Source organism: Streptomyces solitudinis (assembly GCF_036323765.1).
Taxonomy (GTDB): domain Bacteria; phylum Actinomycetota; class Actinomycetes; order Streptomycetales; family Streptomycetaceae; genus Streptomyces.
Genome location: NZ_JAZDCW010000003.1, coordinates 269,378 through 296,236 on the forward strand (window position 1 = coordinate 269,378; position 26,859 = coordinate 296,236).

Sequence of the window (26,859 nt, forward strand, 5' to 3'; positions counted from 1 at the left end):
CTGCCCGCACACGGCGACGTCCACCAGGAAGGAGGAGGGACGAGCATGGCCCGCCTCGCCTTCGCAGCACCCCTGCGCCACCGGCGCTTCCGCCTGCTCTTCGCGGGCAGCGCCGTCTCCGGCATCGGCGACTGGATGGACTACCTGGCCCTCGTCGTCCTCATCGCCTACACCTGGGACCAGGGACCCGGCGGCCTCGCCGCGCTGTCCCTGGCGATGGCGGCACCGTGGGTGCTCGTCGCCCCCGTCGCCGGGGTGCTGGCCGACCGCATCGCCGACAAGCGCCGCGCGCTCATCCTGTGCGACCTGCTGCGCTGCGCCCTGGTCGCCGGGTACTTCCTGGCACCGGGCATCGAGATCCTGCTCGTGTTCGTGCTCCTCAAGGGCGTGTGCTCGACCGTCTTCAACCCCGCCTACCAGGCCACGCTGGTGCGGGTGGTGCCCAAGGAGGACCTGCTCCAGGCGACGGCCCTCGGGGCGTTCGTCTCACAGGCCACGAAGGTCGCGGGACCGGCCTTCGGCGGCCTGCTGGTCAGCGGCATCGGGGTGCGCGGCGTCTTCGTCGCGGACGCGGTGTCCTTCCTGGTCTCGGCGGCGTTCCTGGCCCGGCTGGACCTGCCGCCCACGCCGCGCGGCGCCGCACGGCCCGCGGCGTCCGGCGCCACGTCCCCCGGCCGCCCCGCCGCCTTGGAGCGGCGGCGCTGGGCGGGCCGCTTCCGGGGCGAGTTCGCGGAGGGCGTGCGCTTCATCGCCGCGACGCCCGCCCTGCTCGCGGTCACGCTCAGCATGGCCGCGTCCCTCTTCCTCGTCCTGACCTTCGACATCCTCTCGCCGCTGGCCCTCAAGGAGCTGGGCATCGGGGAGTCGATGCTCGGCCTGGTCATCGCGGCGGTCGGGGCGGGAGCGGTGACGGGCACCCTGGTGGCGGCGCAGTGGGGGCGGGGCTGGAACCCGTTCGCCCTGATGGGCGGCGGCCAGGTGGTCACCGGGGCGCTGGTGTGCGGGATCGGCGCGGCGGTCGCGGCCGGACTGGCGGGGACGACGGCGGTGTGGGTGCCGGTCGCCTTCGGCATCGGCCTCGCGTCCTCGGCGATCCTCGTCGTCTACCCGTACGTGCTGCGCCGGGAGACCCCCGAGCACCTGATGGGCCGGGTCAGCGCGACGACCGGGGCCGTGCCCACGGTGCTCCAGCTCGCCGCGCCGCCGGTGGCCGCCGCGCTGGCCGCCTGGCAGGGCCTGTCGTTCGTCCTGGTCTGCTCCGGCGGCGGCCTCGCCGTGACCGGGCTGCTGCTGCTCCTGTGGAGCGCCCGCCGCCGCCCCCGCACCGCCGCCTCCGTACCCGCCTCCGCAGACGGCGCACCCGCCACCGCGGCCGCCACCGAGTCCGAACCCCCGGCGGCCACCGCGTCCGCACCGCGGACCGCCCCAGAAGCTCCGGCGCGCACCGACGCGCCGGTGAACCGGCACCGCCGTTCCACCCCGCCGGGTTCCCCGGCGGGCAGCCGTCCACCCGAAGGACCAGAAGGAGCAGTCATGAGCGAGAACCTCCGCACCCTCGACTCCGCCGGCATCCCCACCGACCGCATCCCCGAGGGGCAGCGCGAGGTGCTGGCCGCCCTGTCCGCCGACGAGCTGGCCGTCCTGACCTCCGTGAAGGAGCGCGTCGACGCGGCCGTCGAGGTCCAGGCGCACGCGGAGAAGGACCGGGACGACACCACCGTGGGCGTCGTCATCTGGTAACGGGCCACCGAGGTCCGGCCGGCCGGCCGGACCGTACCGCCTCGCGGGCGGGCCGGGCACCCGGTCCGCCCGCGAGGCGGCCCCACGAGGAAGGGAAAGCGGGATGACTCCCGAGGAGACACTCACCGTCCTGCGCGGCTCCGGATTCCCGGTGGACACCCTGCCCGCCGAACAGCGCGCGGTCCTGGAGGACCTCACCGAGGAGGAGATCGCCGTGCTGGTGTCGGTGAAGGACCGGCTGGACGCCCACGCCCCCGAGGTGCAGGCGCACTCCAGCGAACCGATCATCGGCGGCGTCCTGTTCTGAACCGCCGCACCGCCGCACCGCCGACCGCCGTACCGCCGTCCGGCATCCGCCGCACCACCGCGGCCGACCCGCCCAGGAAGGAGGACCGATGACCGTGGCCTGTCCCGCCTGCGCGGCGCCCGCACCGCCCGCCGCGCGGTTCTGCCCCTCCTGCGGACGGGCGCTGGCCGGTGCGGCGCCCGCACCCGAGCCCCTCGCCTCCCGGCGCACCGTCACCGTCCTGTTCTGCGACATGACGGGGTCCACCGCGCTCAGCGAACGCCTCGACCCGGAGGCCCTGCGCCACGTCATGCTGCGGTACTTCGCCCGCATGCGCGGCTGCGTCGAGGACCACGGCGGCACCGTGGAGAAGTTCATCGGTGACGCGGTGATGGCCGTCTTCGGCGTCCCCGTGGCGCACGAGGACGACGCGCTGCGCGCCGTCCGCGCCGCCCTGGACATGCGCGCCTCGCTCGACGACCTGAACGCCGAACTCCGCCGCGACCTGGGCACGACCGTCGCCGTCCGCATCGGTGTGGACACCGGTGAGGTCGTCGCCACGGCCGTGCCCGGCGCCGACCAGGCCCTCGTCTCCGGCGAGACGGTCAACGTCGCCGCCCGGCTGGAGCAGCACGCGCCGCCCGGCCAGATCCTCGTCGGGGCCGCCACCCGCGCCCTGGCCGGTGCCGCCGTGGAGACGGAGCCGGTCGCGCCGCTCACGGTCCGGGGCAAGTCCGTGCCCGTGCCCGCCTGGCGCGTCCGCCGCGCGCTGGCCCGCCCCTCCGCCGGTCACCCGCGCGCGGAGTCGCCGCTGGTGGACCGGACCGGGGAACTGGACGCCCTGCTCGCCCTGCACCGGGCCGCCGCCCGCGACCGCGCCGCCCGCCTCGTCACCCTCGTCGGCGACCCGGGCGTCGGCAAGTCGCGGCTCGCCCGCGCCTACGCCCGGGAGGCCGTGCGCCAGGGCGCGCTGGTCACCGCGGCCGACTGCCCGCCGTACGGCAGCCCCGGGCCGCTCGCCCCGCTCGCCGCCCTGCTGGAGGGCCTGGCCCCCGGGCTGCCCGGCGGCTCCGGAACGTACCGGGAGCGCGTGACGCGGCTGCTGGGCACCGGTCAGGACGGCGGCGCCTCGGCCGCCCTGCTGGACCGGCTGCGCCGCGGCGAACCGCCCGGCACCGCCGCCGCCGAGGTCCACTCCGCGCTGCTGCGGCTGCTGGGCGCGCTCGGCCGGAACCGCACGGTCGTCGCCGTACTGGACGACACGCAGAGCGCCACGCCCGCCCTCCTGGACGCCGTGGAGCACCTCGCCGCGGAGCTGCGGGACGCCCGGGTGGTGCTGCTGTGCCTGGCCCGCCCCGAACTGCTCGACCAGCGGCCCGCGTGGAGCACCGGGACGCCGCACGCCACCCGGCTGCCCCTGGCGCCGCTGCCCGCCGCCGACTGCCGCGACCTGGTGGTGCGGCTGCGTTCCGCCGCGCGGGAGGCGGCCGGTGACCTCGTCCTGCACTTCGCCCCCGGCACCGCGCCCGCGCCTCCCGGCACCGCGGGCCCGGACGCTCCCGGGTCCGACGACGCCGTCACCGCGCGCATCGCCGAACGGGCCGAGGGGAACCCGCTGTTCGTCGAGCAGCTCGTCGCCGTGGTGCGCGAGGGCGGCGACCTGGAGACCGTCCCGCTGTCCCTGCGCGGGCTCGTCGCCGCCCGGCTGGACCGGCTCCCCCCGCTGGAGCGCGAGCTGCTGGGCTGCGCGGCCGTCGCGGGCCGCGAGGTGGACCCGCGCCACCTCCTCGTCCTCGCCGGGGACGCACCGGGCGGCGCCACGGGGCCGGACTACGGCGGGGCCGACGGCACCGCCCGGCTGCTCGCCTCCCTGACCCGCCGCCGGCTCCTCGAACCCGCCGCCGTCCCCGCCGTTCCCGCCGGGGACGCCCAGCGGGCGCCCGGCCGGGGCGGGAAGCCCGCGCGGGCCCACCGGTTCACCAGCCCGCTCGTCCAGGAGGTCGTCTACGCGGGGCTGCCCCGGCGGCTGCGAGCCGAACGGCACGAGCGGCTGGCCGCGTGGCTGACCGGGGCGCGGCCGGACGGCGCGGGCGGGCCCGCGCCGTCACCGCCCGACCACACCGCCGTCGGCGGCCACCTGGAACGGGCCTTCTGGCACCGGCACGCCCTCGGCCTCCTCGACGGCACCGCCCGCCGCACCGGGGCCGCCGCCACCGACCACCTCACCTCGGCGGGCGCCGCGGCCCTGGCCCGGGGCGAGGTCGGCTGGGCCACCGGCCTGCTGCAACGCGCGCAGGCGGTGGACGACGCCTGCCGGGAGGCCCGCGAAACGGCAGGGGAGACGGCCGGGGAGACAGCCGGCGAGGACGCCCACGAGGCGGCCCACGAGACGACCGGGGAGGCCGGGCCAGGCTCCGCCGCTGCGGGCCTCGCCCTGCGCGCCGCCCTCGCCGAGGCGCTGCTCGCGGGCGGCCGGACCGAACGCGCCGTCGCCGCCTTCCACGACGTGCACCGGGAGGCCGTCGCCACCGGCGCGCACGCCGCCGCCGCCCGCGTCCGGCTGCAACTCGCCTACCTCGAACCCGGCCGCCCCGGCTTCGGCACCGCCCTGGAAGCCGCCCGCGAGGCGCTGCCCTGGCTCACGGCCGCCGGGGACGACCTCGGCCTCGCACGGGTCCGGCTGCGCATCGGGCAGGCCCACCAGAGCGACGGCCGCCACGCCCGCGCCGTGGCCGACCTCACCGCCGCCCTCGGCCACGCCGCCCGCGCCGACGCCGAACTCGAACGGGCCGGTGCCGCCGGGGCGCTCGGCGTCTCGCTGTGGCTCGGCCCCGAGCGGGTGCCCGCCGCGCTCGCGCGCTGCGAGGAACTGCTCGTCACCGACCTCGACGGGCGGCGCATGGCGCAGGCCGCCCTCGCCTGCCCGGTGGCCGCCATGCTCGCCACCCGCCGCCGCTTCCGCGCGGCCCGCGAACGCCTCACGCTGGCCTCCGCCACCCTCCACGACCTCGGGCACGCCTTCGCCGCGCCCGCCGTCACCGTCTTCGCCGCCACCGTCGAGGCCCTCGCGGAGCGCTGGGAGAGGGCCGAGGAGCTGCTGCGCGGTGCCCGCACCGGGCTGGAGCAGCTCGGCGACGCGCAACTGCTGGCCACGGCCACCCGCGACCTGGCCCGCGTCCTGGTGGAGCGGGGCCGTCACGCCGAGGCCGCCGGGCTCCTCGGGCCCGTCGACGGGGACCCGTCGGCCACCGCCGAACTGCACGCCCTGCACGGCCGGGTGCGCGCCGCCGCCGGGGACGCCGCCGCGGCCCGCGCCCACCTGGACGCGGCGCTGGAGGCGGCCCGCGCCACGGAGTCCCCGCTGAGCCTGGCCCAGGCGGAACTGGACACCGCGCACGCGCTGGCCGACGCCGCCGGGCCCGGCCGCCCCGTGCCGCCGCAGGCGCGCGACCGGGCCGCCGACGCCCACCGCCGCTTCCGGGCCAAGGGCCACCTCGTCGGTGCCGCCCGCGCCCGCCGCCTGCTCACCCCGCCGGGCGCCGCGCCCGCGCCGCCCCCGCCCCGCGCCCGCCGCGCGGCGCGCCCGGCGCCGTCACCGGAGGCCGGAGGATGACCGCCGGACCGCCGCTGACCTGGAACCTCGTCGGCCGGACGCCCGCCGAGATCGCCCTGGCCACGAGCTGGCCCCGGCAGGTCACCGCCGAGGAGGCGTGGGGCGGCTCCACCGGGGCGGGCGTGCGGGTGTGCGTCGTGGACAGCGGCATCGAGGACGGGCACCCGCTGGTCGGACGCGTCACCTCCGCCCACGTGGCCCGCCGGGACGGCGACGGCGGCCACCACGTCGTCCCCGACCCCGACGGCGACGCCTGCGGGCACGGCACCGCCTGCGCCGGAATCATCCGCTCCGTCGCGCCCGGCTGCGAGCTGCACAGCGTCCGGGTGCTGGACTCCGGCTTCGCCGGGTCCGGCGACGCGCTGGTCACCGGCGTGCGCTGGGCGCTGGAACAGGGCTTCGACGTCGTCAACCTCAGCCTGTCCACGACCCGGCACACCTTCGCAGGCCAGCTCCGCGAACTCGCCGACCACGCCTACTTCCGGGGCACCCTGCTGGTGGCCTCGGCGCACAACATGCCGGTGGAGAGCTTCCCGTGGCGGTTCTCCTCGGTGCTGTCCGTCGGCAGCCACCAGGACGACGACCCCGACGTCGTCCTGTACAACCCGTCGCCGCCCGTCGAGTTCTTCGCCCGCGGCTCCGGCGTCACCGTCGCCTGGCCCGGCGGGGGCACCTCCGTGTGCACCGGCAACAGCTTCGCCGCCCCGCACGTCGCGGGCCGCTGCGCGCTCATCCTGGCGAAACACCCCGGCCTGAAGCCCTTCCAGGTCAAGGACCTGCTCATGCTCACCTCGGACAACGTGCGAGGACACCGATGACCGACAACGGACCCCTGCTGCCCGGCCACTCCCCGGACCCTCCCGAGGACGCCTTCGCCCGCGGCCACCAGCGGATGCTGCGCTCCGTCGTGGACGTGGCCCGCGCCATCTTCGAGGCGCAGGCCAGCTCCATCTTCCTGCTGGACGAGGAGCGGGACGAACTCGTCTTCGCCGCCGTCTCCGGGCAGGGCGAGGACTTCCTCGTCGGCCGCCGCTTCCCGGCGTCCCGGGGCATCGCCGGATGGGTGGTGCGCTCCCGCCAGCCGCTCACCGTCGACGACGTCTCCAGCCGGCGCGACTTCGCCGGGGACATCGCCGAAGCCACCCGGTACGTGCCCACCGCGCTCATGGCCGCCCCGCTGCTGTGCGGGGAACGGGTGCTCGGCGTGCTGGAGGTCCTCGACCGCAACCCGGCGATGCGCACCTCGCTGGCCGGGATGGACCTGCTGGCCCTCTTCGCCGGGCAGGCGGCGCTGGCCCTGGAGCTGACCGAGCACCACGAACGCGCCGCCGCCCCACGCGTCCCCGCCGACCTCGCGGCGGCCCTCGGCGGCCTCCCGGCGGAGCGCAGCGCCGCGGGCCACCGCCTGCTGGACGCCCTGCGGGACGTCCTGGCCTGAGCCCCGCCGCCCGGGCTTCACCCGGCAAGGGGCTTGCCCCGCCGGGAGAACGCGGGGCCCCGCCGGTCGCGTGCCGCGCGTGCGGCACGACGCGGACCGGCGTCCACCGCACCACCTGGTGGTGAGCCGCCCCGGCCGCGCCCGGGCGCCGGTGCACGGCGACGGCCCCTGACGCCGCCGTCGCGCACCGGCACTCCGCCCGGCCGGGCTACGGCGTGCGCCGCGCCGCCCCGCCGCCCGCCTCCGGGCTGCCGTTGACGCGGCGCGGCACGCCCGGCGGGCCGTCGTCACGCAGTTCCGGCGGCAGCAGGGCCTGCGGCGCGGACTGGTAGACGACGGGCCGCAGCCAGCGCTCCACGGCGGTCCCGCCGACGGAGGTGGCCGTGGACGTGGCGGCCGGGTAGGGACCGCCGTGGTGCTGGGCGGGGGCCACGGCGACCCCGGTCGGCCAGCCGTTCACCAGGACGCGCCCGGCCAGCCCGGTCAGTTCCGCGAGCAGCGGCCCGGCCCGGCCCCCGGCGCCCGCGGCCTCCGCGCCGGACAGGTGCACGGTGGCGGTGAGGTTCCCGGGCAGCCGGGCGAGGACGGCCGCCGCCTCCGCGTCCCCGGCGTGCCGGCAGACGACGGTGACCGGGCCGAAGCACTCCTCCAGCAGCGCGTCGTGCCCGTCCCCGGCCGCCAGCGCGGCAGCGGGGACGGTCAGCACGCCGGGCCGCACGCCGTGGTCGCCGTCGGCGCCGGGCGGCACCGGCGCCTCCACCCCGGGCAGCTCCGCCCGCTCCCGGACACCGGCGACGAAGGCGTCGCGCATCCGGTGGTCGAGCATGACACCGGCGGCGGCGCCGCTGACCTCCCCGGCCAGCGCGTCCACCAGCCGGTCGCCCGCGGGCCCGGCCGGGACGAGGACGAAGCCGGGCTTTGTGCAGAACTGACCGGTGCCCAGCGTCATGGACGCCGCGAGCCCCGCACCGATCTCCTCCGCCCGCTCGGCGGCGGCGTCCTCGGTGACGACGACCGGGTTGAGGCTGCCCAGTTCGCCGTGGAACGGGATGGGCACCGGGCGGGCGGCCGCCGCGTCGAACAGCGCCCGCCCGCCGCGCACCGAACCGGTGAACCCGGCCGCCGCGACCAGCGGGTGCCCGACCAGCGCCACCCCGGCGTCGAAACCGTGGACGAGGACGACCACGTCCTCGGGCAGCCCCTCCTCGGCCGCCGCCCGGCGCAGCAGCCCGGCGCACAGCTCGGAGGTGGCCGGGTGGCCGGGGTGGGCCTTGACCACGACCGGGCACCCGGCGGCGAGCGCGCTCGCCGTGTCGCCGCCGGGTACGGAGAAGGCCAGCGGGAAGTTGCTCGCGGCGTAGACGGCGACGACGCCGAGCGGCACCTTCCAGCGGCGCAGGTCCGGACGGGGCGGGGTCTGCGCGGCGTCGGCGTGGTCGATCCGCACGTCGAGGAAGGAGCCCTCGTCCACGAGCGCCGCGAACGCACGCAACTGGGCCGTCGTCCGGGCCAGTTCGCCGGTGAGCCGGGCCGTGCCGAGCGCCGTCTCGGCGTCGGCGGCGGCCACGACGCGTTCGTGGTCCTCGTCCAGCAGCCGGGCCGCCGTGCGCAGCAGGGCCGCCCGCGCGGGACGGTCGGCGAGCGCGGCCCGCGCGTCGTGGGCGGCCCGCACGGCGCGGTCCACGTCCGCGCCGGTGGCCTCCACCGCGGCCTGTTCCCGCCGCTGCCCGGTGCGCGGGTCGACGCTCCACACCGGTGCCGCCGTCACGGCCGCTGCCCTTCCGCGCCGCGCGCCCCGGTGCCGCGCGGTTCGTGCCACGCGAGCTTCCCGGCCCCGGCCCACAGGAAGACGAGGCCGGGCACCGCCCAGGTCGCGTCCACCCGGTCGCGCAGCTCGGGGGTCCACCCCGCGCCCGAGCGCAGCGGCGTGTCCGGGTTCAGGGCGTTGTGGGCCGCGATCAGGTCCACCTTCCTGCCGTTGACGAGGTTGTCCCCGGCGGTGAGCGGCGCCTCGCTCCACTTCTTCAGGACGGTCCCGGCGGGGACGGAGCGCGGCAGGCTGAAGTAGTTCTTCTCCGCGTACAGCTGCGACTCGAAGCCGATGCCGAAGGTGTAGGCGTAGGCGTCGGCGTCCCGCGCGACGTAGTGGTTGTTGTAGGTGTCCACCTGGCCGAAGCGGACGCGGGGCGCGCGCTCCCCGATGTCGCGGAACTTGTTGTGGTGCAGGGTGACGCGCAGCTTGCCGCGGTCGGTGGCCCCCGCGCCGTCGCTGTTGCCGATGAGCAGCGTCTTGTCGTGGTCGGTGAACACGTTCCAGGAGACCGTCACGAGGTCGGCGCCGCGCACGATGTCGAGCAGCCCGTCGTGCCGCTGGTAGGGCTGGCCGAAGTGGCGGGTGTCGTCGTCGGCGCCGCGGCCGTCCGTCAGGGTGTTGTGGTCCACCCACACGTGCCGGGAGCCGTACACGACGAGGTTGTCGTACTCGGAGTTCCACGCGCCGTCGGCGCCGTCGGTCGGGTCCCACTGCGGGAAGCAGTCGAAGGTGTCCTCGAAGGTGAGGTTGCGGACGATGACGTTCTCCACGCCCCGGATCTGCACGTTCGCGCCCAGCAGCCGGGCGTCGCGGCCGACGCCGACGAGCGTGGTGTTCGAGCCGACGTCCAGCCGGATCTGGGCGGCCTGGCGGCGCGCGGAGGCCACCCGGGCGTCCTCCATCGGGCCGGACGGATCGGCGCTGCCCCACACGTCCGGGTCGTAGGCGGCCAGGTAGCCGGGCAGGGTGTACCCGTCGGTGGCGTAGTCGTCGCAGGCCAGCGCGTTGCCCGCGGCATCGGTGTGGGCGTCGATGGTCCCCTTGATCCGGATGATCCGCGGCGTGTCCGCGTCGCCGTGCGCCACGGCGGCGCGGAGTTCCGCCCAGCTGTCGACGGTGAAGACGTGGCGGCGGTCGGCCGCCGAGCCTCCGGTGGTGCCGCCCTCGGCGGCGGCCCACCCGTCGTTCGCGCCGAGCACGGCGCGGTCGACGGAATACCGGTGGCTTTCGGCGGCGGCTGCCGGGGCGGAGAGCGGGGCCGTCACGGCCAGGGCGAGGGCGGCGCAGCCCGCGGCGGCCGACGCGGTGCGTACGCGCCGGGCGCGGGGGGCTTGCGGCCCCCCGGGCTGCGGGGCGCGGGAACGGAACGGGCGCATGGTGGAGCTCCTGTTCGGTGGAGGGAGGGTGACGGGGTGAGGCGTGGGGGAGGGGCGGTGCCCCGCGGTGGGGCCCCGGGGCGGCCGCGGGTGCGGGCGCGGGCCGCCGGGACGTGCTGACGTGCGGGCGTGGAGCGGCTAGCGCTGCTCCTCCCACTCCGTCTGGGCGTCGTTGAGCAGGCCGGCGAGCTTGTCGGCGAACTCCTGCGCGGTGATGTCGCCGAGCAGCAGCTTCTGGAAGTCCGGCTCGATGTCCGCCTTGCTGATGTTGTTCCAGTCCGGCAGGTAGTACGGGAGCTGCACGACCTTCGTGTCCGGGTCGTTGACCGACTCCATGGCGGCCTTGATCGGCGGTGCGTCGTTGATCCAGGCGTCGCTGGCGGCTTCCGTGTTGGCGGGGATGGAGCCGGCCGCCTCGTTCCACCGGCTGTTCATCTCGTGCGACGCGGCGAACTCGATGAACTTCCAGGCCGCCGCCTTGTTGTCGCTGCTCTTGAAGAGGCCGAGGCCGTCCACCGGCTGGGAGACGATGGTGCGCGGGCCGCCCGCCTCGGCGGGCGGCAGCGGGAACCCGTCGATGCTGTCCTTGCCGAACGCCTTCACGTGGTCGGTGTAGGAGCCCAGGTTGTGCAGGAGCATGCCGATGTTGCCCTGCCCGAACTGGGCGACCATCTTGGCGAAGTCGTTGTTCAGGTCGGCCGACGGCGTGACGTCCTTGTAGAGGCCGACGTAGCGCTCCAGCGCCTCGACGTTCGCCGGGTCGTTGACCGTCGTCTTGCCGTCCTTCCAGAACGTGTCGATGCCCGACTGCGCGTACATCATGTCCAGCGCCTGGGCCACCGATCCGGCGCCGCCGCGGATGGTGAAGCCGAACTTGTTGTTGCCGGCGTCCGTCAGCTCCTCGGCGCCGCCGTAGAAGTCGTCCCACGTGCGGGGCGCTTCCAGGCCCGCCGCCTCGAACAGGTCCGTGCGGTACCACAGCGTGCCCTGGTTGCCGGAGGTCGGCACGGAGTACAGCTCCTCGCCCCGCCCCCCGGCCGAGGCGACGCTGTCCAGCATGTTCTGCGACAGCTTGCCCTTCAGGCTGCCGTCCTCGATGCGCTGGGTGACCGGCTCCAGCGCGTCCTGGGCGACCATGTTGGCGAGGTAGGCGGTGCCGACCCCGCCGACGTCGGGCAGCCCGCCGCCCGCGATGGCCGTGTCGTACTTCGCCTGCACGTCCGTGATGGGCACGGGGACGTAGGTGACGTCGATGTCCGGGTTGGCCTTCTCGAAGTCGGCGATGATCTCCTTCCAGACGGCCGTGCGGACACCGCCGTTGTTGTCCCAGAAGGTGATCTCGCCCGTGCCGGAACCCTCGTCGCCGCTGCCGGTGCCGCCGTCGCCGCAGCCGGCCGCCGTCAGGGCGAGCACCGTCGCCGTCAGCGACGCCAGGGCCGCCCGTCCCGCTCTCGTCCGCTTGATCCGCATGGCTTGCTCTTCTCTCTCGTGATCCGGGTCCTGCCGTGATCCGGCCGGTGCCGCGTGTGCTGTTCCGCTGTGTCGCTGTTTCCGTGCTGCCGTGCTGCCGTCCGGGGTGCGGCCGGGGGCTGCCGGTGGGCGCCGGGGGTACCGGCGGTGGGGGTCAGGTGCCGTCCGCGGGCGGCTCCGTGGGACGCCGGGCGCCCGTCGCCGCGCCGGCCAGCGCGGCGGCGGCCTCCCGGTCCAGACGGCCGTCGGCGACGACGGTGACGATCCGGCGCACCACCGCCTCGCGCGGTGGGACCGTCAGGGGACGGGCGGACGCGAGCGAGGAGCCGACGCCCGGGTACTCCGCCGCCCGCACGAACCAGGGGTCGGCACGGGTGGCCGCGTCCGCCGCGGCGAACACCAGCGTCCAGCCGTCCCCGGCCAGGGCCAGCCAGCCGGCGCGGGTCCCGTGCACGGCGTCCTCGCCCTCGGCGTCCGCGGTGAACACCCGGGGCGGTGCCGCCTCCTTCGGCGCGCGCCAGAAGAAGCCCCCGTAGGCCGCGCCGGGACGTCCGTTGGTGGCGGGGCTGCCGATGCGCACCGGTACGTCCGCCGCGCCGCTCAGCGCGCACTCCACGTCCAGCGCCCAGGCGGCCGGGGACAGCGGCGTCGCGGGCAGCGCCACCGCGGCCACCGTGCGCCGCTCCCGGAGCAGCTCGGTACCGCCGGCCTCCCAGGCCAGCTCCTGGGTGAAGTGGTCCGGGCCGTGCCGCAGCCAGCCGGTGTGGCGCTGCGTCCCGTGGTTGTCCAGCTCCACCGGCCCCCGGTCCCGCACGAAGGTGCGTCCGCCCCAGAAGCTGTACCCCGCGACGTCGGCGACGGTGACCGAGACGCCCAGGTGGTGCAGGTGGTCCTCGGGCCGCTCCTCGGTGACGGTGACGCCGCCCAGCGTCGTCACCGGGTGCAGGTACGGGCGGGGCGCGAGGCGGTGCGGCAGCCCGGTGCCGGAGCGGTACCGCGCGACGGTGCGCCCGGCGCAGGCCAGTTCGAGCAGCGGGTCCGCCGCCGGGGCCGTCACGGCGCACCCACCGCGGTGGGCGAGGACCAGGGCGTCTCCGTCTCGGAGAACAGCCGCAGGTTCTGCGCGCTCGACGCCACCAGCGCCTCGACGCCGGGCACGACGCGGCGCGGCGCGGGCCCGTCGTGCACGACGCGGACGGCGGACGCGGGCAGCGGCCGGGGCGCGGGCGCCAGCCGCACGGCCTCCAGCAGCCGCATGAAGCCGCCCGTCCGCTCGGGCGGCACCAGCAGATCCGCGCCCTGCCGCAGGTGCGCGACGAGGTTCTCCAGCAGGTCGGTGCGGCCGTGGACGGTCTCCTCCGCCTCGTGGCCCGCCCGCTCCAGCCGGACGCGGTCCTGCTTGTACCAGAACGTGATCCGCCCCCGCTCGCCGTGCACCACGACGTACGGCTCGCCCGGCTGTTCGGCGCACAGGGTCAGCGCGGCGACGACGGGCACCCCGGCCGCCGTGCGGATGCGGACGCAGGAGGTGTCGTCCGCCTCGATGTCGTTGGCGCGCAGCAGCTCCACCCGCACGTCGGTGACGTCCTCGGCGCGTTCGCCGCCCGCCAGGGCCAGCGCGGTGGCCACGGCGTGCGCGAGCGGGTTCGTCAGGACGCCGTCGACCACGTCCCGTGAGCCCAGCCGCCGCCGTCCCGCCCAGGGGGCGCGCGACCAGTACGCCTCGTCCCTGGCCCACGCGCCGGCCGCGCCGACGCCCGTGACCGCGCCGATCGCCCCGGAGCCGGCCAGTTCGCGGACGGCGGCCACCGCGTGCGAGCCGAGGGACTGGAAGCCGATCTGGCAGGCGGTGCCCGCGCCGCGCGCCGCGTCCGCGATGCGGGTGAACTCCGCCAGCGTCGCCGCGGGCGGCTTCTCCAGCAGCAGGTGCACCCCGCGTTCGGCGGCGGCCACCGCCATCGGGGCGTGGGCCTGGATCGGCGTGCACACGACGGCGGCCTCGGCGCCGGTGGACTCCAGCAGGGCGGCGAAGTCGGCGGACTGCGCGACCGGGGGACCGGCCAGCTCGCCGGCCTCCAGCGGCGTCAGCTCGCAGACGCCGACGAGCCGGACCCGTCCCGCCTCCTCCAGGCGGCGGACGTTCTCCAGGTGCCACCGGCCGTGGCCGCGTGCGCCCGCGAGGACGACGCGCACGGGCGGCGTCCCGGTGGGTGGCTCGGTGGGGTGCGGAGCACTCATCTGTGGTTCTCCTTGGCCGTACGGGGAGCGGGGGATGGCCGGGCGGCGGGCGGGGTCAGCCCTTGACCGCGCCCGCGCTGAAGCCGGTGATCAGCCACTTCTGGATGAAGGCGAAGATGATCACGACGGGCACGGCCGCCACGACGCCGCCGGCGGCGAGCGCGCCGAGGTCCACGCTGTCGGCCCCGATGAGGGTGTTCAGGCCGACGGGGACGGTCTGCTTGTCCTGCTGGCTGAGGAACATCAGGGCGAACAGGAAGTGGTTCCAGCTGTGCACGAAGGCGAACGAGCCCACCGCGATCAGTCCGGGCCGCAGGAGCGGCAGCACCACGGCGGCGAACGCCCGCAGCCGCGAGCAGCCGTCCACCCAGGCGGCCTCCTCCAGGGAGACCGGCACGTTCTTGATGAACCCGCTGATCAGGATGATCGACAGCGGGAGCTGGAAGACCGTCTCGGCGATGATGACGCTGCCCAGCGAGTTGATCATCTGGAGGTTCCGGAAGATCTCGAACAGCGGCACCAGCATCAGCGCGCCGGGGATGAACTGCGAACACAGCAGCGCCAGCATGAAGCCGTTGCGGAACCGGAAGCGGAAGCGGGCCAGCGCGTAGCCGCCGCACAGCGCGACCAGCGTGGTCGCCACCAGCGTGGCGAGGCCGACCAGCATGCTGTTCATGAAGAAGACGTCGAAGTTGCGCTCGTTCCAGACCTTGTCGAAGTGCTCCGTGGTCACCGGCCACGGCACCAGCGACGTCGAGCCGGCCGGCCGCACGGCGAAGAGCAGCATCCAGTAGAAGGGGACGAGCGTGAACAGCAGGTAGAGGCCCAGCGGCAGGTAGATCTGCCAGCGCGGCACCTCCTCCAGCCCGGTGCCCCGGCGGCGGTGGGGGCGGCGCGGTGGCACGGTGACGCGGCCGGGGCCAGGGCCCCGGCGGGCGTCCTTGCCGCTGCGGGTGTTCCCGGTGAGCGTGGCGGTCACTTGGAGTCGCCTCCGAACTTGCTCAGGCGCAGGTAGAGGATGGAGCAGAAGAGGAGGATCACGAACGCCACGGTGGTGAGCGCGGAGGCGTAGCCGAAGTCGTGCCCCTCGATCCCGGTGTTCGCCACGTACAGCGGCAGGGTGGTGGTGACGCCGGCCGGGCCGCCGCCGGTGAGCGTGTAGAGCAGGTCGACGTTGTTGAACTCCCACACCGCCCGCAGCAGCGTGGACAGGATGATGGCGTCCTTGAGGTGCGGCAGGGTGATGTGCACGAACTGCCGCATCCGCCCGGCGCCGTCCACCGACGCCGCCTCGTACAGGTCCTTCGGGATGGACTGGAGGTCGGCGAGGATGAGGATGGCGAAGAACGGCACACCGCGCCACAGCTCGGCGAGGACGGCGGCCCAGAACACGGTGCCGGTGTCGGAGAGCACCGAGGTGCCGTACGAGCCGATGCCCGCGTCGGCGAGGTAGCGGCTCACGCCCGTCGAGGAGTTGTAGAGCAGCATCCAGATCGTCGTGGTGAGGACGCCGGAGACGGCCCAGGGGGAGAAGACGAGTGCGCGGGCGATGCCGCGGCCGATGAACGTCTGGTTGACGATCAGGGCCAGCGCCAGGCCGAAGACGAGCTGGAGCGACACCTCCGTGACGACCCACTTCGCCGTGAAGACCAGCGAGTCGGTGAACAGCGGGTCGTCGGTGAAGATGCGGGTGAAGTTGTCCAGGCCCGCGAAGCCGTTCCGCCAGGGCTTGGTGACGTTGTAGTGCTGAAGGCTGTAGTAGAAGACGCTGAGCACCGGGTACGCGATGAAGCCCAGCATGAGCAGCGCGGCCGGGGCGATCAGCAGGTAGGGCAGCCGCCGGGGGGCGGTGGCCGTCCTGTGCCGCCCCGGGGGCCGGGGTGGTGTCTTCGCCACGGCTGCGGATGGGGCCATGACCTGTCTCCGTTCTGGGTCGCGCACCGGGTCCCGTCGGCAGAAAGCGCTTGCTGTCGGGGGTGCGTGGGACGGTGCGCCTCACGCGGGTGCGTGTGCGGGTGCGAGTTGCGGGTGCGGGGTGTGCCGGGCGGGGGGAGCGCGCGGGCGGGGGAGTGCGTGAGTGCCGCTCGCCGCGGACCGGGCGCCGGCCGGGCGTCAGCCCGCGTTCGGTTCGTGCACCGTCCCCGGCCGGGCGAGGAAGGCGAAGTCGCAGCCGGTGTCGGCCTGGGTGACGTGTTCCTGGTAGAGGGCGCCGTAGCCGCGCTCCCAGTGGGCGGGCGGCGGCGTCCACTCCGCGCGGCGCCGCTCCAGCTCCTCGTCCGTCACCTCCAGGCGCAGCGTGCGGGCCGGGACGTCGAGGGTGACCAGATCCCCGCTGCGGACGTGGGCGAGCGGGCCACCGACGTACGACTCGGGCGCCACGTGCAGCACGCACGCGCCGTAACTCGTCCCGCTCATCCGGGCGTCGGAGATGCGGACCATGTCCCGCACCCCCTGCTTGAGCAGGTACTCCGGGATCGGCAGCATGCCGTACTCGGGCATCCCCGGGCCGCCCTTGGGCCCGGCGTTGCGCAGCACCAGGACGCTGTCGGCGGTGATGCCCAGCGCCGGGTCGTCGATGGTGCGCTGGAGCGTGCGGTAGTCGTCGAACACCACGGCGGGACCGGTGTGCCGCAGCAGGTGCGGCTCGGCGGCGATGTGCTTGATCACCGCTCCGTCGGGGCACAGGTTGCCGCGCAGCACGGCCACGCCGCCCTCCGGGGCGACCGGCCGCTCACGCGGGCGGATCACCTCCGGGTCCTCCACCCGGGCGCCGTCGATCTGCTCGCGCAGCGTGGCGTGCGCGACGGTGGGCCGGGCCAGGTGCAGCACGTCCGTCAGGCGGGACAGGAAGCCGGGCAGGCCCCCCGCGAAGTGGAAGTCCTCCATCAGGTACGTGCCGCCGGGACGGACGTTCGCCAGGACGGGCACGGTGCGCGCGATCCGGTCGAAGTCGTCCAGGCTCAGCGCGACTCCGGAACGCCCGGCCATGGCGATCAGGTGGATGACCGCGTTGGTGGAACCGCCCAGCGCCAGCACGGTGGCGACCGCGTCCTCGTACGCCTCCCGCGTCAGGACGCGCGAGAGCCGCAGGTCCCGCCACGCCAGGTCGACGGCCAGCATCCCGGCGGCGGCGGCCATCCGCTCGTGCCCGGAGTCGACGGCCGGGATGGACGAGGCGCCGGGCAGCGTCACACCGAGCGCCTCGGCGGCGGCGGTCAGCGTCGAGGCGGTGCCCATCGTCATGCAGTGGCCGGGGGAGCGGGCCAGCCCGCTCTCCAGCCCCGACAGCTCGCAGTCGCCGATCAGCCCGGACCGCTTGTCGTCCCAGTACTTCCACATGTCCGTCCCGCTGCCGAGCACCTCGCCGCGCCAGTGCCCGGGCAGCATCGGCCCGGCGGGCACGAACACGGCGGGCACGTCGGCGCTGGCGGCGCCCATCAGCAGAGCGGGCGTGGACTTGTCGCAGCCGCCCATCAGCACCGCGCCGTCCACCGGGTAGGAGCGCAGCAGCTCCTCCGTCTCCAGGGCGAGGAGGTTGCGGTACAGCATCGGCGTCGGCTTCTGGAACGTCTCCGACAGCGTCGAGACGGGGAACTCCAGCGGGAACCCGCCCGCCTGCCACACCCCGCGCTTGACGGCCTGGGCGCGCTCCCGCAGGTGCACGTGGCAGGGGTTGATGTCGGACCACGTGTTGAGCACCGCGACGACGGGCTTGCCTAGGTGCTCCTGCGGCAGGTAGCCGAGCTGCCGGGTGCGGGCGCGGTGGCTGAAGGTGCGCAGCCCCGAGGACAGCGACTCCCCGTACCACTGGTGGCTGCGCAGCTCCTCGGGCCGCAGCCGCCCGTCCGGCTGCCCGCCCTGGGACTGCCCGTCCGGCTGTCCGGTCTGCTGCCCGTCCTGTGGCCGCCCGGCCGCGGCGGCTCCCCGCTCGTCCGGCCTCACGCCGTCCACCCCGCCACCAGCGCGGCGACCGCGTCCCTGCGGTCCGCGGTCAGCTCGTGGCTGGGCGGACGCACGTCGCGGCGGCACAGCCCGAGCAGGGCCAGCGCCTCCTTCACGACGCTCACGTTGTCGGCGGACTGCCGCTCGGCGCGCAGCTCCTCGAACGTCCTGATCTGCGCCCACAGCTTCATGGCCGCCGGATAGTCACCGGCCCGCAGCGCCCCGAGCATGCCCAGCGAGACGGCCGGGGCCGCGTTGACCAGCCCCGAGGTGAAGCCCGTCGCGCCGCAGGCGAAGTACGCGGGGGCGTACAGCTCGGCCAGCCCCGCGACCCACACGAAGCGCTCCAGGCCCGCGTCCCGGGCGAAGGCGGCGAAGTGCACCGCGTCGGGGACGGCGTACTTGACCCCGATGACGTTCGGGCACGCCTCGCCCAGCTCGGCGAGCGCCTCGCCCGCCAGGTGCGGGTTGCGTATGTAGGGCACGACGCCCAGCTCCGGGACGGCCTCGGCCACGGCGCGGTGGTAGCCGATCCAGCCGTCCCGCGACACGTAGGGGTGCACGGGCTGGTGGACCATCACCAGCCCGGCGCCCGCGTCCCTGGCGTGCCGGGCGGCGGCGACGGCGGTCGGCACGTCGTGCCCGACGCCGACGACCACGGTCGCCCGGCCCGCCGCCTCCGCGACGGTCACCTCGGTGACGGTGCGGCGTTCCTCGGGCGTGAGGGCGTAGAACTCGCCGGTGTTGCCGTTGGGGGTGAGCGTGCGCACCCCCGCGTCCAGCAGCCGGTGCAGCACCGCGCGGTGCGCGCCGGGGTCGATGCCGCCGTCGGCGCCGAACGGGGTCACCGGAATGGCGACCACGTCGGCGAGCGCCGCCCGGTGGGAGGTGTGGTCCACGTGCGCCATCAGCGCTGCCCCTTCGTCCGTGTCCGGCCGCCGTCCCGGTGGCCGGCGCGTTCCGGCCGCCCGGCTCCCCGCCGGTTCCGTACCGTCCCCGTTTCCGTCCCCGTCACCGCGCGCCTCCGCTTCCGTCGTGGCCCCTGTGGCCGTTGCTGCCGATGTGGTCGTTTCCGAGGCCGCTGGCGGGTGTTCCCTCCAGGTCCGCCCCGGGGCCGTCCTCGTCCGGGTACGCGCGGCGGACGAAGGAGGCGATGTGGTCGTACAGCGCCCGCGCCGCCCCGGCCGCGTCCCCGTCGAGCGCGAGGCGCAGGATCTCCCGGTGCTCGGCGGCCTCCCGCTCCCAGGAGGCGACGACCTGCCAGCCGACGGCCGAGACGAGCGCCGCCTGGTCGCGGACCTCGTCGAGCATCCGGCACAGCAGCGGGTTCCCGCACGGCGCGTACAGGGAGCGGTGGAAGTCCCGGTTGGCCAGGCTGCGTTCGGCCTGGTCGTCGGCGGTGTCCGCGCGCTCCAGCGCCTCGCGGGCCGCCTCCAGCGCCGCCCCGCGCCCCACCGTCCGGCGCAGCGCCTCCGGTTCGAGGAGCAGCCGGACGTCGTACACCTCCCGCGCCATCGTCGCGTCCACCTCGCGCACGGTGACGCCCTTGTACTGGCTCATCACGACGAGCCCGGTACCGGCCAGCGTCTTGAGCGCCTCGCGCACCGGTGTCTTCGAGACGCCGAACCGGGCGGCGAGTTCGGCCTCCACCAGCGCCTGGCCCGGCACGAGCTGCCCGGTCAGGATGCCGTGCTTGATCGCGTCGAGCACGTACTGGGTGCGGGAGGGGATCGGGCTGGGGGCGAAGGCCATGGATGCTTCCATATCTGACGTATGACGTCTCATATATGACGTACGAAGTACGACGCGATGAAGTTAGAACCGCTCGCGGCCCGGGTCAATGCTTCGCGCAGAAGAACTTCGGACGGCCTCCGGGCGGCGGGCGGGACCCGGGGTGGTGACCGGGGAAGCGGGCCGTCCGCGGGTGCGGCGTTCCCGGGATGCGGCGGCTCCGCGCCGCCCGCGAAGTTCTCCCAAGAAAATTCTGCAAAAATAGTTTTGCAGAAGCCCGGAGTCGTCCTACGCTCCCGCCATGACCAGCGAAGAGCAGGTCCGCGTCCTCGACCCCGAGCGGGACGCGGCAGCCCTCAAGGCCCTCACCCACCCCCTGCGCATCCGGCTGCTCGGACTGCTGCGGGAAGGCGGCCCCGCCACGGCGAGCGAACTCGCCGCCGCCACCGGTGAGTCCTCCGCCTCCACCAGCTACCACCTGCGCGTCCTGGCCCGGCACGCCTTCGTCGACGAGGCCGAGCACCGAGACGGACGCGAGCGCCGCTGGCGGTCGGTCCACCAGGTGACCTCGTGGGACAACCGCGCCATGGAGGCGTCACCAGGCAGCCGGGCCCTCGTCAGCTCCCTGCGCAGGCGGCAGGTCGAGCACCTGGCCGAATCCCTCGCCCGCTACGAGGCCGACACCGCCGCAGGGCGGCTGGCGGAGGAGTGGCTGGAGCCGTCGGGCATCAGCGACCTGATGCACCGGCTCACGCCGGAGTCGCTGACCGAGCTGTGGCAGGTGCTCGACCGCACGCTGGCGGACCTGTCCGCCCGCGACGCCGGGGACCCGCGCGCCGCGCAGGTCATGCTCCTCGCCGCCGGGCTCCCCCTGGCGCCCCGGCCCCCCGCGGCGGACCCGGACACGGACGCGGACGCACGGGCGGAGGACAGGGCGCGGACGGGGGCGCACGCGGAGGCGGTGGCGCAGGCGGAGACGGGAGCCGCCGGGGCCGACGCCGGACCGGGCACCACGAAGGACGCGCCGTGACCGGAGGGCCGGACGAACGCACCGCACGCCGCCGCTACGTCACCGTCTGCGTCCTCTTCTGGCTCCCGGCGGGACTGGCCATCGCCCCCCTCGTCCTCCTCTTCACCGAACGCGGCATGGCCCTGGCCGCCATCGCGGGCTTCCTCGCCGCGCACTCCCTCACCGCCGCCGTGCTGGAACTGCCCACCGGAGGACTGTCCGACGTCCTCGGGCGCCGCACCGTCCTGGCCGCCGCGGGCCTGCTCAACCTCACCGCCCTCACCCTCCAGGCCCTGGGCACCACCGCGTGGACCCTCGCCCTGGGCACGGCCCTCATGGGCGCGGGCCGCGCCCTCTCCAGCGGCCCCGCCGAAGCCTGGTACGTCGACACCGTCCAGGCCCGCTCCGGCCCCGACGCCGGACTGCGCACCGGACTGGCCCGCGGCTCCTCCGCGACCTCCGCCGCCCTCGCCGCCGGCACCCTCCTCGGCGGCGGTCTGCCCTGGCTCCTCGCCCTCGGCCCCGACCTCGGCGCCCGGCTCGGCCAGGCGACGTCCGGCCTGGTCCTCCCCCTGTCCACGCCGCTGCTGCTGGGCGCGGCCGTCGAGGCCGTCTTCGTCTGGTACGTCCTCACCGCCCTGCACGAACCGCCCCGCCCGGCGACCGCCCTGCGCGACGTGCTGCGCGGCGTACCCGCCACCGTCAGGGACGGACTGCGGCTCGGCGGACACGACGCGCTGGTACGCCGCCTGCTCCTCACCGCAGGCGCCGCCGGAGGCGCCCTGGCCACCATCGAACTGCTCACCCCCGGCCGCGCCGCCCACCTCACCGGCACCCCGGCGTCGGGCGCCGTGCTCTTCGCCGCCGTCGCCTGCGCGGGCTTCACCTGCTCCGGCATCGGCAGCCACCTCGCACCGCTCACCGCGCGGCTCGCGGGCAGCGGCGAACGCGCGGTCCTCGTCGGCCTCGGCGCCAGTGCGGGCGGCCTGCTGCTGCTCGGCGGCACGGCGGCGTCCACGGGCACCCTCCCGACGGTCCTCGCGGCCCTCGGCTACGGCCTGGTCTACCTCGGGCTCGGCGCGGCCGGGCCGAGCGAGAACGAACTCCTGCACCGCCGGGTGCCGGGCACGCGCCGCGCGACCGCGCTCTCCCTCCAGTCCCTCCTGCTGCAACTGGCCGGGGCCCTGACGGGCCTGGCCGCCGGAATCCTCCCGCCGGGGCCGTCGCGCTGGCTGCTCGGCGCCGGCGTCCTGCTGGCCGGAACCCTTTTGTGGACCCGCCGCACCCGGCCCGCGCCCCCGGCGGCCGGAACCGGGGCGCCCCCTCGCCGCGAGGCCGCGGCCACCGGCCGGGCGTGCTGAGCCAGCGGGCCGGTGACGCGGCCGGAGCCCGGCGCGCCCTAACGGAGTCCGTTGGGCCGGGTGGTAAGAGCCACGGTGGCGAAATGCGCGAACGCGGTCTGGGTGCGCGGCCCGGGGTCGCCGTCGATCTGACCGCCGTAGCCGTGGCCCGCTCTGAGCAGGCGCTGCAACGCCATGATCGTGTTGACGCCGGGGTCACCGTCGACCGCGCCGTTGTACCCCCAGTGCACCCTGAGGGCACGCTGGATCGCCTTCCAGCTGTTGGGGCCGAGCAGTCCGTCGACCGTGTCGTGGTAATTCCAGTGCTTCCTCAGCCAGTACTGGACGTTCACGGCCTGCGAGGGGTGCAGGCCGAGGTTGTTCGTCACGAGCGTGCTGACGTCCCCGCCGTGCACGGCCGGTTCCGCCACCGGTCCGGCCGCCACTGGTCCGGCCGCCACCGGTCCGGCCGCCGCGGAACCGGTGCCCGCGGTCGCCAGGCTCCCGGCGGCGATGCCGAGGACGGCGGCGGCTCCGACGAGCTTCCTTGCCCTGACGCGTGATCGCACTCGCTTCCCCCTTCAACCCGTTGGTCGTGACACCGATGAGTCTTCCAGGGGCACGTACGGGACGGAACCCGCCGGGCGGGGCGGCTCAGGACGGCGCGGCGAGCACGGCCGCCGCGGCGGCGAGATCGGCGTCCGAGGCCAGCCCGGCGTGGTACAGGCGCAGTTCGGTGGCGCCCAGCGACGCCGCGTGCGCCGCGTCCCGGGCCAGCGTGCCGGGACTGCCGCCCATCCCCGACACGACGGTGAGATTGGCCGCGAGCACCGACTCCGCCCGGCGGTGCGCGGCGAACGGCGTCAGCACCGCCTCCCGCGCCGCCGCCCCACCGGTGCAGGGCAGCACCACCCCGTCCGCCACCGTCAGGACGTGTGCCGGATCGACACCCGCGTTCGCCCCGCAGCGGTACGGCACCGGGTCGGCGTGGAGCAGCACCCGGAAACCGGGCGGCGCGGCGGCCCGCACGGCCGAGACGGCCGCCTCCTGGAGACGCCGTGCGGCACGCAGCCGCCAGGCCAGCGACGCGGCGGCCGGCTCCGCGCCGAGCAGCCGCTCCACCGCGGCCCAGCCGCCGTCCCCCGGATCGCCGCCCGACCACACCGGTTCCAGCGCGCGCCGCACGGCCTCGCCCAGCTCCCGCGCGTCCAGCCCGGCGTCCGCGTACCCCGCGCGGCAGGACGGGCAGAAGCACAGCGACATCAGGTACTGGGCCGCGTCGCCCAGCGGGACGCCGCCCGTCTTGTCGTGCGCGTGCAGGTGGGCGAGGCCGTACCAGCCGCAGGACTCCAGCTCCGTGCCGGACGCCCCCGGCCGCACGGCCGCCTCGGCGGCGAGGCCGGCCAGGTACGCCACCACCTCCGGCTGCCCGATGCAGGGCGCCCACGGGTAGCGGTCCCCGTAGGCGTTGACCACGGACGTCCGCGGATGCTCGGCGCCCAGCCGGGAGTTGTGCGCGAGGACGACCCACGAGTGCACGTCCAGGCCCGCACCGGCGAGCGCGGTGGCGGCCGTCCCGTACGGGTCGTCGGCGGCGGGCGCCCACGCCCCGGCGGCGTACGGACGCAGCTCCCGTCCCGCCCAGCGCCGTTCGTCCACCGGATACAGCACCGCCGCGTACTCGGCCGTCACCACGCGGTGCCGGGGATGGCGCGGGGTGAGCGCGCGGGTGGAGTGGTAGGCGGAGGCGAGCGTCGCCTGCCGCACCCCCAGGGCCGCGAGCCGCCCGGGTGCCGCCGGATCACCGACGACGTCCCATGGATAGACGAACGCCGACGCCTTCACCCGCACCCCCGGATCGTTGGAGCCGACCCTTTCCCGGGTCGCAGAAAGCGCTTACATTAGGCCGGCGCCCCACCCCGGTCAAGGCACCCCGAGGAGACCGTCATGCCCACCCCGCGCACCATCCTGCTCACCGGCGCCGCCGGCGGCCTCGGCACCCTGCTGCGCGACCTGCTGCCCCCCTACGGCTACGCCCTGCGCCTCTTCGACGTGGCCCCCGTGCCGGGCGGCGCCGGACCGGACGAGGAGGTCGTCACCGCCGACCTCGCGGACCGCGCGGCCCTGCGCGAGGCCGTACGCGGCACGGACGCCGTCGTCCACCTCGCCGGGATCTCCGGCGAAGCCCCCTTCGAGCAGATCCTCCGGGCGAACATCGAGGGCACCTACCACCTCTACGAAGCGGCCCTCGCAGAGGGTGTCCGCCGCGTCGTCTTCGCCTCCAGCAACCACGCCGTCGGCTTCACCCCGCGCCCCGGCGACGGCGACCCGCTGATCCCCGTCCACACCCCGCACCGCCCCGACACCTTCTACGGCCTGTCCAAGAACTTCGGCGAGGACCTGGCCCAGCTCTACTGGGACCGGCACGGCCTGGAGACCGTCTCCGTCCGCATCGGCTCCTGCTTCCCCGAACCCACCACCGTGCGGATGCTCTCCACCTGGCTGAGCCCGGCCGACGCCGCCCGCCTGCTGCACGCGGCCCTCACCGCCGAAGGCGTCGGCCACACCGTCGTCTACGGCAGCTCCGCCAACACCCGCCTGTGGTGGGACCTGGCCTCCGCCCGCGCCCTCGGTTACACGCCGCAGGACGACTCCGAGCCCTACGCGGCCCGCCTCCTTGCCGAACACGGCGACCTCCGCCCCGACGACCCGGCCCACACCCGTCTCGGCGGCGACTTCACCACCGCCCCGGCCCCCTGAACGCACCGGACCCGCCCGCTGTGGCCCCACGGACGGGCGGGCCACGGGCGGGCGGGCCCGGCTCCGTGCGAGGCCCGGCCGCGCTCCGGGCGCGGTCGGGGGCAGGGGCCGGTTCGGACTCAGCGGTGCAGGTCGATGACGACCCGGTTCGGCGCCGTCAGCGTGAACACCTCGACGGAGGCGTACTCCCCGGCGGCCAGCCCGATCAGGGTGTCGCTCTCCATCGAGAACACCACCGCGTGCCCCTTGAGGGTCGGCAGGTCAATCTGCTCGTGGCGCGGTCCCTCGAACGTGTTCGCGTAATCGGTGTCGAAGGTCTGCGCGCCGTTCAGGACGAGCTGAAGATAGGACGAACCGCTGATCGGGACGGTGCGTCCCTCCATGTCCTGCAACGGCGTGTCCTGCGTCGTCACCTGCCACTGCGGCAGAGCACCGGAACCCAGGTCCACCACGAGCCGGTCGAACCCGGGGTGCGTGGCGGTACGGATGTCCAGCACGCAGGTGTACGTGCAGGTCGGCTCGGTGACGGCGACGGCTGCGGACGCGGAGGCCGGAGCGGCGAAGAGCGTCAGCGCGGCGGCGCACGCGGCCGTCAGCGCTCGGGCGGCACGCGGGATTCTCACGATGGATCGGCCTTTCCTCGTTCCGGTTCCGGAGAAGATGATCTTAGGTGGATTCGCACGTGCGTTCCATAGTGCGAACCCGGAACGCCATCCCCCACTTGGCGCGGAACTCGTCCCCGGCCACATACCAGACGAACCTGCCCCACCCACCCACACCCCCGCAACCCCGCCTCCGGGCCATCGCTTCCGCAACGCGGTACCACTGCCAGGCAGCTCGGCTCCTCAGCGGGACCGTTGACGCCGACTGCCGCAGCCACTCCGGGGCAGGCCGGTCAGCGCGTACCGCGAGCGGAACTCGCGTCATCCGTCGCGTAGGCGACGAAGCGGCGCCACGCAGCGGGCGACAGGGCGAGCTGCGGACCCTGGAGTGCCTTGGAGTCCCGCACGTGAACGGCCACCGGACACGCCGCGACCTCGACGCAGGCGTCGCCATCGGACCCGCTGTAGCTGCTCCTGTGCCAAGTCCGCTCGTCCATGCCGCTCACAGCGCTCCTCGCAGTCGCTTCAGCAGGCTTCTGGAATCCTCGGTGGTGAGGGCCTGTGAGCGCAGTTTTGCATACCGCTGAAGCAGGATGCTGACCTCCTTCGGGTCGGAGATCAGCATGCCGCCGCGCTGTCCCTCCGCGTATCCGTACCACTTGTTCTCCAAGGTCTCGAGCAGCATCAGCGGTCCGTCGAACCCCGCGTGGTCCGGCTGCCGCAGCGGCATGATCTGGAGGTCCACGTTGTACTGGGACGAGCGCAGAAGCAGGTTGTCGATCAGCTCCCGTGTCGTTTCAGGCCCTCCGGTGTGCCGCTCGATCAGGGCTTGCTCCAGGACGAAGCTGAACGAGACAGGCGGTCTGCGTCCGAACAGCTCGTGGCGCTCCAGCCGGGCGGCCACTTGACGGTCGACCTGCTCCTCGTCTTTCACCGGGGGGACACTTTCGGTCACCGCGCGGGCGTACGCCTCCGTCTGCAAGAGGCCCGGAACGACCCGGCACTCATACGTCCACAAGGCCAGCGCCTCCTCCTCCCGCCGGGCCCAGGCGTGGAACCAGGTGGCCAGTCCCGGCTGGCGCGTCAGGTGCCGGGCGGCCTTCCGCAAGGCGCCCGTGTCACCGAGGACCGCTTCCGCCCGCTCCACGAAGGCCGGGTCCGGCATGCGGCGGCCCTGCTCGATCGAGGCGACCGTGTGTGTGGAGAACCGCACCAGCGGGGCGAAGTCACCACGGCTCAGGCCCGAGTGCTCGCGGAGGGCCTGGACGACGGCTCCGAAGGTCCGCAGACTGTCCGACGACCCCGGCTCGCCACGACCGCCTGTCGACGTCCCGTCCGCGCCCGTCCCGTCATCCGCCCCGCCCGTGCCTCCGGCCATGTGCCGTCACCTCCGCCTGGGTAACACGCGTGACCGCGTCATCGTCACGCGCCGTCACGAGTACCGTCCACCTGGTGTCCGCGTACGCTCACACTGCGTACGCGGCGCCGACCTGGTGAAACC

Annotated in this window: 23 protein-coding genes; 8 read left to right on the forward strand and 15 right to left on the reverse strand. The window is 75.3% G+C overall.

All coding sequences use genetic code 11. The features are described 5' to 3' along the window. The first annotated feature begins 45 nt into the window (after positions 1-45). The 5 genes from V1J52_RS08765 to V1J52_RS08785 all read left to right on the forward strand — a co-directional run bounded on the left by V1J52_RS08765 (position 46) and on the right by V1J52_RS08785 (position 7,077). The gene (locus V1J52_RS08765) at positions 46-1,740 is read left to right on the forward strand and encodes an MFS transporter (RefSeq protein WP_330139081.1); all 1,695 of its coding nucleotides are present in this window, start codon (positions 46-48) and stop codon (positions 1,738-1,740) included. Positions 1,741-1,843: 103 nt separating this feature from the next. Beyond that, positions 1,844-2,047 (forward strand): aroma-sacti cluster domain-containing protein, encoded by a 204-nt coding sequence (locus tag V1J52_RS08770; protein WP_330139082.1) that lies wholly within the window; start codon positions 1,844-1,846, stop codon positions 2,045-2,047. An 88-nt stretch (positions 2,048-2,135) separates the two neighbouring features. Further along, positions 2,136-5,639: an adenylate/guanylate cyclase domain-containing protein gene (locus V1J52_RS08775; protein WP_330139083.1), complete on the forward strand. Its 3,504-nt coding sequence runs from the start codon at positions 2,136-2,138 to the stop codon at positions 5,637-5,639. Continuing rightward, positions 5,636-6,457, forward strand: a complete 822-nt coding sequence (locus V1J52_RS08780) for a S8 family peptidase (protein ID WP_330139084.1) — start codon at positions 5,636-5,638, stop codon at positions 6,455-6,457. Before V1J52_RS08775 ends, V1J52_RS08780 begins: the two co-directional genes overlap by 4 nt. Beyond that, the gene (locus V1J52_RS08785) at positions 6,454-7,077 is read left to right on the forward strand and encodes a GAF domain-containing protein (RefSeq protein ID WP_443075758.1); all 624 of its coding nucleotides are present in this window, start codon (positions 6,454-6,456) and stop codon (positions 7,075-7,077) included. Before V1J52_RS08780 ends, V1J52_RS08785 begins: the two co-directional genes overlap by 4 nt. A gap of 208 nt (positions 7,078-7,285) precedes the next feature. Here the strand turns inward: V1J52_RS08785 and V1J52_RS08790 are convergent, their stop codons facing one another. The 10 genes from V1J52_RS08790 to V1J52_RS08835 all read right to left on the reverse strand — a co-directional run bounded on the left by V1J52_RS08790 (position 7,286) and on the right by V1J52_RS08835 (position 19,668). Further along, complete coding sequence (locus tag V1J52_RS08790; RefSeq protein WP_330139085.1) at positions 7,286-8,845, reverse strand: aldehyde dehydrogenase (NADP(+)); 1,560 nt, start codon at positions 8,843-8,845, stop codon at positions 7,286-7,288. Beyond that, entirely contained in the window at positions 8,842-10,266 is a 1,425-nt protein-coding gene (locus V1J52_RS08795; RefSeq protein WP_330139086.1) for a pectate lyase family protein, read from the reverse strand. Before V1J52_RS08795 ends, V1J52_RS08790 begins: the two co-directional genes overlap by 4 nt. A 138-nt stretch (positions 10,267-10,404) precedes the next feature. Next, positions 10,405-11,736: an ABC transporter substrate-binding protein gene (locus V1J52_RS08800; RefSeq protein WP_330139087.1), complete on the reverse strand. Its 1,332-nt coding sequence runs from the start codon at positions 11,734-11,736 to the stop codon at positions 10,405-10,407. Between the two features lie 154 nt (positions 11,737-11,890). Beyond that, on the reverse strand, positions 11,891-12,793 hold the full coding sequence (locus tag V1J52_RS08805; protein WP_330139088.1) for a DUF6807 domain-containing protein: 903 nt from the start codon (positions 12,791-12,793) through the stop codon (positions 11,891-11,893). Beyond that, complete coding sequence (locus tag V1J52_RS08810) at positions 12,790-13,974, reverse strand: Gfo/Idh/MocA family protein (protein ID WP_330139089.1); 1,185 nt, start codon at positions 13,972-13,974, stop codon at positions 12,790-12,792. The genes V1J52_RS08805 and V1J52_RS08810 overlap by 4 nt, the downstream gene beginning before the upstream one ends. Positions 13,975-14,029: 55 nt before the next feature. After that, entirely contained in the window at positions 14,030-14,953 is a 924-nt protein-coding gene (locus tag V1J52_RS08815; protein WP_443075759.1) for a carbohydrate ABC transporter permease, read from the reverse strand. Further along, positions 14,950-15,888, reverse strand: a complete 939-nt coding sequence (locus V1J52_RS08820) for a carbohydrate ABC transporter permease (RefSeq protein WP_330139090.1) — start codon at positions 15,886-15,888, stop codon at positions 14,950-14,952. The genes V1J52_RS08815 and V1J52_RS08820 overlap by 4 nt, the downstream gene beginning before the upstream one ends. Positions 15,889-16,086: 198 nt before the next feature. Then, the gene (araD, locus tag V1J52_RS08825; protein WP_330139550.1) at positions 16,087-17,811 is read right to left on the reverse strand and encodes an L-arabinonate dehydratase; all 1,725 of its coding nucleotides are present in this window, start codon (positions 17,809-17,811) and stop codon (positions 16,087-16,089) included. A gap of 101 nt (positions 17,812-17,912) precedes the next feature. Further along, positions 17,913-18,824: a dihydrodipicolinate synthase family protein gene (locus V1J52_RS08830; protein ID WP_330139091.1), complete on the reverse strand. Its 912-nt coding sequence runs from the start codon at positions 18,822-18,824 to the stop codon at positions 17,913-17,915. 103 nt (positions 18,825-18,927) lie between these two features. Further along, positions 18,928-19,668, reverse strand: a complete 741-nt coding sequence (locus V1J52_RS08835) for a GntR family transcriptional regulator (RefSeq protein ID WP_330139092.1) — start codon at positions 19,666-19,668, stop codon at positions 18,928-18,930. A 280-nt stretch (positions 19,669-19,948) separates the two neighbouring features. On the opposite strand from V1J52_RS08835, the gene V1J52_RS08840 reads away from it, so the two are divergent. After that, a complete protein-coding gene (locus tag V1J52_RS08840; RefSeq protein WP_330139093.1) occupies positions 19,949-20,677 on the forward strand; it encodes an ArsR/SmtB family transcription factor in 729 nt (242 codons plus the stop codon). Further along, complete coding sequence (locus V1J52_RS08845; RefSeq protein ID WP_330139094.1) at positions 20,674-22,017, forward strand: MFS transporter; 1,344 nt, start codon at positions 20,674-20,676, stop codon at positions 22,015-22,017. Before V1J52_RS08840 ends, V1J52_RS08845 begins: the two co-directional genes overlap by 4 nt. Before the next feature lie 38 nt (positions 22,018-22,055). On the opposite strand, the gene V1J52_RS08850 is transcribed toward V1J52_RS08845, so the two are convergent. Next, positions 22,056-22,565: a peptidoglycan-binding protein gene (locus V1J52_RS08850; RefSeq protein WP_330139095.1), complete on the reverse strand. Its 510-nt coding sequence runs from the start codon at positions 22,563-22,565 to the stop codon at positions 22,056-22,058. 85 nt (positions 22,566-22,650) lie between these two features. Continuing rightward, a complete protein-coding gene (locus V1J52_RS08855) occupies positions 22,651-23,841 on the reverse strand; it encodes a hypothetical protein (protein WP_330139551.1) in 1,191 nt (396 codons plus the stop codon). A 102-nt stretch (positions 23,842-23,943) separates the two neighbouring features. Between V1J52_RS08855 and V1J52_RS08860 the strand changes: the two genes are divergently transcribed. Further along, positions 23,944-24,756: an NAD-dependent epimerase/dehydratase family protein gene (locus V1J52_RS08860; RefSeq protein WP_330139096.1), complete on the forward strand. Its 813-nt coding sequence runs from the start codon at positions 23,944-23,946 to the stop codon at positions 24,754-24,756. 119 nt (positions 24,757-24,875) lie between these two features. Here the strand turns inward: V1J52_RS08860 and V1J52_RS08865 are convergent, their stop codons facing one another. The 3 genes from V1J52_RS08865 to V1J52_RS08875 all read right to left on the reverse strand — a co-directional run bounded on the left by V1J52_RS08865 (position 24,876) and on the right by V1J52_RS08875 (position 26,736). Continuing rightward, positions 24,876-25,379: an AMIN-like domain-containing (lipo)protein gene (locus tag V1J52_RS08865; RefSeq protein ID WP_330139097.1), complete on the reverse strand. Its 504-nt coding sequence runs from the start codon at positions 25,377-25,379 to the stop codon at positions 24,876-24,878. A gap of 272 nt (positions 25,380-25,651) precedes the next feature. Further along, positions 25,652-25,855 (reverse strand): DUF397 domain-containing protein, encoded by a 204-nt coding sequence (locus tag V1J52_RS08870; protein WP_330139552.1) that lies wholly within the window; start codon positions 25,853-25,855, stop codon positions 25,652-25,654. Positions 25,856-25,860: 5 nt separating this feature from the next. Then, positions 25,861-26,736 (reverse strand): helix-turn-helix domain-containing protein, encoded by an 876-nt coding sequence (locus tag V1J52_RS08875; protein ID WP_330139098.1) that lies wholly within the window; start codon positions 26,734-26,736, stop codon positions 25,861-25,863. Between the last annotated feature and the right edge of the window lie 123 nt (positions 26,737-26,859).